This is a genomic window from Brevibacillus sp. FW306-2-1A-C05A (assembly GCF_058781555.1).
Map to the genome: position 1 here is coordinate 1 of NZ_JBYSWV010000102.1, position 1,598 is coordinate 1,598.

At 42.1% G+C, this 1,598-nt stretch carries 1 protein-coding gene; it reads right to left on the reverse strand.

Annotation, left to right across the window (positions count from 1 at the left end; all coding sequences use genetic code 11):
* Window positions 1-212 precede the first annotated feature (212 nt).
* Complete coding sequence (locus tag AC3WJN_RS25490) at window positions 213-1,526, reverse strand: IS91 family transposase (protein WP_081494728.1); 1,314 nt, start codon at window positions 1,524-1,526, stop codon at window positions 213-215.
* Window positions 1,527-1,598 lie beyond the last annotated feature (72 nt).

Sequence of the window (1,598 nt, forward strand, 5' to 3'; positions counted from 1 at the left end):
TAAGAAAAACAGTCAGGGAAAAACGCCCTGACTGTCCTTTTTTGCGCTAGAGGATATCCGAAAGTTTGTATTCATAGCCATGTAAACCTTTATAATACTCAGGATACATGGGGTTTCCACAGTACTCACAACCAAATTGCGGTGGCACGGTTGGGTCACCATCATCCATTGCATCAAAATCACGAACAACACTTAGAGGTACATCCTCTGTTTCATGACACGTCAAACAAACATATTTGACGACTTCGTTCCTCTCTTGTTTCCTTCGGAAACTGTCGAGTAATGCTTTGTGATTTTTCTTTGCCTTTTTCTTTTTTGACACCTGTGAGATCTTCAATCATCCTTTCCAGACAACGCCGAGATAGATCGCAAACAGCAAAGGCGACCGTAAGTTGTCCATCTTTTAGGCAGGCTTCTCCCTTGTATTCATAGTAGCACTCACACTTTGGGCAAACCATAGGGTCTTTCCCTGCATAATTTATCATCTTCTCTCGCCATGTTCTTCGACGAAGTACATGCTTTGCTTTTACGATCCACCTTTTCACAGTTTTTTGCCACGCTGAAAGAACCTTTTTACAAAGGTTTTTCACTCTTCGGGCATACACACCATAATAACGAATCGTTTTAAATTGTTCGTCCGGAATATGTCTGATGAGGCGAGCAATAAATTCTTCTACTGTTACGGTTTCTGTTTTTTCCTGCCCATCCGTTTTATCCTTATACCGAAACGTCACAAATTGGCCGTCATATTCCTCAATCCGGCCAAGAGCGATGGCGGGTCGACGAATATATCGGCCAATATAAGCCAACTGCGCTTTTATGTTCCCTTTTTGTTTCGGAGCATGCACATAGAAGCCTTCCCCGTTAGCGGAGTAGGCCTTTTGTAGAAGGCGCTGTACTTCCTTTTTTTCCTCTTCTGTCAGAAGACGTCTAATGAGCTTTAATACAATGGTTTGCCACTGCTTTCGAAGCATCTCGAACGGAAGGAAGTCGTAGGTTTTCCATTCACCGTTCTGCTTCATCCCTCCCATTGTGACCAACAAATGTAGATGCGGATTAAAGTTAATACGTGATCCAAATGTATGCAAGCCTACGATAATGCCTGGATTTACTTTATGTTTCTTTTCAAAGTATTCTCGGATAAATCGCGCGCCTTCGTCCATAAACTCCTTTAACAGCTTGCGATGTTTGAGGAACACGTCCCGTAAGCCTTCATCGATCGTTAGGATAATATGGCGATGATTGACTTGAAATACTTCGTGTTCGAGCAACCGACTCCATTCCTCGGTTTCCCCAACAGAGCAAGTTGTGCAGAACCTCCCCTTACATCGATACGGTACCCGTCTAACATCATGACACCCTTCACATACAAATAGCTTAAACCCATTCTTTGGATTGCCACAGTTACGAAATTTCTCCACTTCTTTTCGGACAATGGGTCGTATTTTTCTACCATGCTTCTTTTCAAACCGATCCCAATGTTGATTCTCATCAAAGAAAATTTCTCTAAGAATGTTTGTCTCCATGACTCTATTTTACAAATAACTTAACAAGGATGGGTACTCCCCTTCCTCAAAATTTATACTTTCTTATCCGTT

Excerpts from the sequence above, each read along its gene's own strand:
- AC3WJN_RS25490 (WP_081494728.1), bottom strand. The coding sequence starts at position 1,526 with ATGGAGACAAACATTCTTAGAGAAATTTTCTTTGATGAGAATCAACAT.